Consider the following 5,129-nt stretch of genomic DNA (forward strand, 5'->3'; position numbering starts at 1 on the left):
GCGGTCCCCTCGGGGGGACCGCGGCCGCCGTCGGAGCCGGGCAGGGTCAGCCGGAGTAGGGCTGGACGTCCTTGACCTCGACCTTGATGTCCTTGCCGTTCGGGGCGGTGTAGGAGACCTTGTCGCCCTTCTTGGCGCCGTTGATGGCCTCACCGAGCGGGGAGCGCTCGGAGTAGACCTCGAGCGACTCGTCGTCCGCGGCGATCTCGCGGTTGCCGAAGAGGAAGGTCATCTCGTCGCCTGCGACGACGGCGGTCACCACGGTGCCCGGGTGCACGGCGCCGTCGTTCTCGGCGGCCTCGCCCACGCGGGCGGTCTCGAGCAGGTGCTTCAGCTCGGCGATGCGGCCCTCGTTCTTCGACTGCTCCTCGCGGGCGGCGTGGTAGCCGCCGTTCTCCTTGAGGTCGCCCTCATCGCGGGCGGCCTCGATGCGCTCGATGATCTCCTGACGGCCGGGACCGGAGATGTACTCGAGCTCCTTGGAGAGGCGATCGTACGCCTCCTGGGTCAGCCACGGGGCGTCGGACTGGCTGGTGGTCATGCTCTGTTCCGCCTTTCTGTCTCGGGTGATGCGGAGTCCGGGGCGCGGCGCACCGGGTCTGGCGCGCGATCCGCGTCCGGCGGACGCGCCCGCATGCGAAAGACCCCGCCGATCAGGAGGACGCGCGTGACCCGAGGGCTCCGTGCGACGCCTGCCTGACTCACCGGCGGGGCGGGAATGCTCCGACGAGTCTATCCGGGCGGCGTGCGTCACACCAAAGGCGGCCGCTACGCCGAGGGCGGAGCGGCCGGGAGGGCTCAGACCTTGCGGCAGGTCTCGACGATGCCGGAGTCGCCCCGCACCACGGTGCGCACGTCCACGGTGTAGCGCTGCTGCGCGTCCGAGGGGGAGTCCCGCCGGTCGGCCGGCAGGGTCTCCAGGCGGACGGTGCGGAAGCCGACGGGGGCGGCGTGGGAGTCGGTGACGAGCACATCGCACTCGGCCTGCACGCCCTCCGGGACGGAGGCCTGGAAGGTGACGGTCGCGTGGCCGTCGTCCTCGATGGTGAAGCCGACGTCCTTGTACTCGATGGCGCCCACGGACATGTTCAGGCCGATCCACACGGACAGCAGCACGGCCACGACCAGCCCGAGCCCGCCGAGGCCCGCCCACAGCCGACGACGGCCCGGACGCGTGTGGTTCGTGCCGTACCGGTTGGCTAATGTGGGGTCCTGCGCGCGGACCGCGGGGGCGTGGTGAGACATCCCCTCCACCCTAGCCGCTGCCCGCCGCCGGAGGCCGATAAGGACGTCGGCCCAGCCCCCTCACGCCGTCGCCCCCGCGGCGGCCCCGCCATCCGGACAGGAGTGTGCGATCCCCGTGACCGATCAGACCCCCCAGGCCCAGCCCGCCGCAGGCACCGCCCTGCCGCCCTCCACCGGGCTGCGCCTCATGGCGGTGCACGCCCACCCGGACGACGAGTCCTCGAAGGGGGCCGGCACCATGGCCGCCTACGCGGCGGCCGGGGCCGAGGTCATGGTCGTCACGTGCACCGGCGGCGAGGCCGGCACCCTGCTCAACCCGTCGTTCGGGGACACCACCCGGGCCGACCGGGACATCGCGGCCGTGCGCCGCGAGGAGATGGCGGAGGCCGCGCGCATCCTCGGCATCCGGCACGCCTGGCTCGGCTTCCTCGACTCGGGCCTGCCCGAGGGGGATCCGCTGCCGGCCCTCCCGGCGAACTGCTTCGCCGAGATCCCGCTCCGGGATGCGGCGGCCCCGCTGATCTCGCTCGTGCGCCGGTTCCGCCCGCACGTGCTCATCTCCTACGACGAGGTCGGCGGCTACCCCCACCCGGACCACCTGCAGGCCCACGCCGTGACGATGGAGGCGTACCGGGCCGCGGGCCTCGCCGACGAGTACCCCGAGGCCGGGCCCGCCTGGGAGGTCTCGAAGGTCTACTACGACTGCGGCTTCAACCCGCGGAAGTTCCGCACGATGGCCGCGGTGGCCGAGGCCGACGGCGAGGACGTGCCGTTCGCCCGACGCCTGATGATGTTCGATGCGATGGACGCGATGCGCGAGGTGCTGCGCCGCCGTGAAGCCGGGGAGGACGTGCCCGACCCGGAGGTCATCCCGCCGTGGGTCACCGCGGACCACGACGTCACCACGCAGGTGGACGTCACCGGCTTCCTCGACGAGCGCGACGCCGCCCTGCGGGCGCACCGCACGCAGATCGACCCCGACGGCATGTTCTTCGACGCGCCCCACGACCTGCAGCGGCGCGCCTGGCCGTGGGAGGACTTCGCGCTGATCGACTCGCGCGTGCCCTCCGAGCTGCCGGAGCACGACCTCTTCGCCGGCCTGCGCTGAGCCGCCCTGGCTCGGGCCGTGCGGCCGGGGCCGGTAGAGTGGGGCGGCGTGACACCCCTGTCTGGCCTTCCCCTCGTCCTCACCGCGCTCGCGGCCGCGAGCCCCGCGCCGGTGCCCGCCGTCCCGGAGCCGACGCTGCGCCCCGGGCTCGAGGAGGCGGAGGTCACCCCCGGCATCGAGGGGTTCCTGTTCACCGCGCTCATGGTGGTCATGGCGATCATCGTCCTCCGCGTCATGGTCCGCTCGGTGCGCCGCGTCCAGCAGCGCTCCCCGCAGGCCGAGGCCATGCTCGTGGAGCGCCATCAGCAGCACCTGCCGGACGAGGTCCGCGCGGGCGGCGAGCACCTGGACGCGGACTCCGAGGACCGGCTGCGCCGCCTGCAGGAGAAGTACCCCGGCTACCTCCAGGAGCCGGCCCCGGAGCCCCAGGCCCCGGACACCGGACGCGACTGACCGTCGTCGGGCCCGTGCACGCCCGAGACTCGACGCCGGAGACTCCACGCCCGAACCCTTGAGGCCCGCAGACGCGCCGCTACGGCATGGACATAGCGGCGCGTCTGCGGGCCTCGGCGCTGCCCGGCGGGGCGCAGACCCCCTTCCTCGACACGCTCAGGCGACGACGAGCACCGCCCGGTAGATGGCGACGGCGTGGCACACGAAGCCGGCCACCGTGAAGGCGTGGAACAGCTCGTGGAAGCCGAACCACTCGCGGTGGATCGTGGGGGCCTGCAGCGCGTAGCAGACCGCGCCCGTGATGTACGCGACGCCGCCGGCCACGATCAGCCACCCCGCCGCCGCATCCGCGGCGAAGAAGTCGCCCAGGTACAGCAGCGCCGCCAGCCCGAGCACCACGTACACCGGCGTGTAGAGCCAGCGCGCGGCATCCGTCCACAGCACCCGGAACGCGACGCCGGCCACGGCCCCCACCCACACCAGGGTGAGCAGCACCCGCGCCCGGTCCGGAGCCAGCAGGGCCAGGGAGAGCGGCGTGTAGGTGCCGGCGATGACCAGCATGATGTTCGTGTGGTCCAACCGCTTGAGGACACGGGAGACCACCTCGTTCCACTGCACCAGGTGGTACGTCGCCGAGACCGCGAACAGCAGCAGGCCCGTCACGGTGTAGACCGCGCTGGCCCACCGCAGCGTCGCGGTCGGCGCGAGCACGATGAGCACGATGCCGGCCGCCAGCGTCAGCGGCGCCATGACCGCGTGGATCCAACCGCGCAGTCGGGGCTTGTACAGCGGATGGTCGGGGTCGCGGATGCGCTCGATGCGCCAGCGCAGGCGACGGGCGGCGTCGGTCTCGCGGAGGGGTGTCACAGGGTCCATGCCTCCATTGTCGTCGGTCGGCCCGGGGCCGGGGCACGGGATGGTCGCTGTGTGCCGCGCGCGTATCCTGGAGGCTCGCAGGACCGTCCGAGAGGGGAGCGCGCCGTGGGTCGACCCGAGGCCTTCTACCGCCTGTACGAGCGGCGGCTGACGCGTGGCCTGGACCCGGAGCGCCTGCCTCGGCACATCGGCGTGCTGGTGGACGGCAACCGTCGCTGGGCCCGCGCGTTCGGGGCGTCCACGCAGCAGGGTCACCAGGCCGGCGCCGAGCGCATCCTCGACTTCATCGGCTGGTGCGACGAGGCCGGCATCCACGTGGTCACGCTCTACATGCTCTCCACCGAGAACCTGCGGCGCCCGGCGGAGGAGCTCGCCCCGCTCCTGGAGATCATCCAGACGACGGCGGAGCGCCTCGCCCAGCCGGCCGAGGGCCGCGCCCCCGTCTGCGTGCAGCCGGTCGGCGCGGTGGACCTGCTCCCCGAGCCCATGGCGCGACGGCTCGCCGAGGTGGCCGAACAGACCAAGGACCACGACGGCGTGCACGTGAACGTGGCCGTGGGCTACGGGGGCCGCCAGGAGATCCTCGACGCCGTGCGCGAGCTGCTGCGGGACGAGCACGCCCTGGGCCACAGCGCGGCGGAGGTGGCCGAGTCCGTCACCGTCGAGCAGATCGCGGACCGGCTCTACACGCGCGGCCAGCCGGACCCGGACCTGGTCATCCGCACGTCCGGGGAGCAGCGGCTCTCCGGGTTCCTGCTCTGGCAGTCCGCCTACTCGGAGTTCTACTTCTGCGAGGCCATGTGGCCCGCGTTCCGCAAGGTCGACTTCCTGCGTGCCCTGCGCGACTACGGCAGCCGTCAGCGCCGGTTCGGCACCTGACGGTCGGCGCGGCCCCACCACAGGCCCAGCAGCACCCCGACGACGGCCCCGGCCAGGTGGCCGGTCCACGAGATGCCGGGTGCCGGCAGCAGGCCGATCAGGCTCGAGCCCAGGTGCGTGAGGGCAACGAGCACGGAGACGACGACCGCCCCGATCCGCCGCACCGCGACCCCGTAGACGATCAGGAACGCGATCAGCGCGTACACGATCCCGGAGGCGCCGATGTGCACGCCCGGGGTGCCGATCACCCAGGTCAGCAGGCCCGAGCCCAGCCAGGCGCAGACGAGCAGGGCCACCGGCCGGCGCGAGACCAGGGCGGCCAGCGGACCGAGGACGAGCAGCGCCGTCGTGTTGCCGATCAAGTGGGCCCAGCCGGCATGCAGCACGGGGGAGAACAGGACCCCGTCGAGGCCGGCGAGGCGCCGCGGGATCAGGCCCACGCCGGGGATGATCACCCGGCCGAGGAAGATCAGCACGAACTGCGCGACCCACATGGCCGCGATCAGCACGGCGGTGGGCGCGACGGCGCCCAGCAGGCGGCCGCCGGCGCGCTCGGCCAGGGTCGGGG

At 73.3% G+C, this 5,129-nt stretch carries 7 protein-coding genes; 3 read left to right on the forward strand and 4 right to left on the reverse strand.

Translation table 11 applies throughout. The features are described 5' to 3' along the window. Positions 1–46 precede the first annotated feature (46 nt). Both greA and HMPREF3105_RS02610 read right to left on the reverse strand, forming a co-directional pair. Positions 47–541, reverse strand: a complete 495-nt coding sequence (greA, locus tag HMPREF3105_RS02605) for a transcription elongation factor GreA (protein WP_060973861.1) — start codon at positions 539–541, stop codon at positions 47–49. A 257-nt stretch (positions 542–798) separates the two neighbouring features. Continuing rightward, complete coding sequence (locus HMPREF3105_RS02610; RefSeq protein WP_036316331.1) at positions 799–1,245, reverse strand: DUF4307 domain-containing protein; 447 nt, start codon at positions 1,243–1,245, stop codon at positions 799–801. A 115-nt stretch (positions 1,246–1,360) separates the two neighbouring features. Between HMPREF3105_RS02610 and mca the strand changes: the two genes are divergently transcribed. Together mca and HMPREF3105_RS02620 are read left to right on the forward strand one after the other, a co-directional pair. Beyond that, positions 1,361–2,353 carry a mycothiol conjugate amidase Mca gene (mca, locus tag HMPREF3105_RS02615; protein WP_010079320.1) on the forward strand — a complete coding sequence of 331 codons (993 nt, stop codon included), beginning with the start codon at positions 1,361–1,363 and terminating at the stop codon, positions 2,351–2,353. Positions 2,354–2,401: 48 nt separating this feature from the next. Further along, positions 2,402–2,806, forward strand: a complete 405-nt coding sequence (locus HMPREF3105_RS02620) for a hypothetical protein (protein ID WP_070708714.1) — start codon at positions 2,402–2,404, stop codon at positions 2,804–2,806. Between the two features lie 156 nt (positions 2,807–2,962). Here the strand turns inward: HMPREF3105_RS02620 and HMPREF3105_RS02625 are convergent, their stop codons facing one another. Then, a complete protein-coding gene (locus tag HMPREF3105_RS02625; RefSeq protein ID WP_069941637.1) occupies positions 2,963–3,682 on the reverse strand; it encodes a PAQR family membrane homeostasis protein TrhA in 720 nt (239 codons plus the stop codon). Positions 3,683–3,787: 105 nt separating this feature from the next. Between HMPREF3105_RS02625 and HMPREF3105_RS02630 the strand changes: the two genes are divergently transcribed. Next, positions 3,788–4,561, forward strand: a complete 774-nt coding sequence (locus HMPREF3105_RS02630; RefSeq protein WP_070708715.1) for an isoprenyl transferase — start codon at positions 3,788–3,790, stop codon at positions 4,559–4,561. Here HMPREF3105_RS02630 and HMPREF3105_RS02635 read toward each other — a convergent pair. Continuing rightward, the coding region (locus HMPREF3105_RS02635; RefSeq protein ID WP_083325275.1) for a rhomboid family intramembrane serine protease at positions 4,540–5,129 on the reverse strand (590 nt) is incomplete at its 5' end. The two genes, HMPREF3105_RS02630 and HMPREF3105_RS02635, sit on opposite strands and share 22 nt — an antisense overlap.

Origin of the sequence: Micrococcus sp. HMSC31B01, from assembly GCF_001816085.1 — a bacterium.
Classification (GTDB): domain Bacteria; phylum Actinomycetota; class Actinomycetes; order Actinomycetales; family Micrococcaceae; genus Micrococcus; species Micrococcus luteus.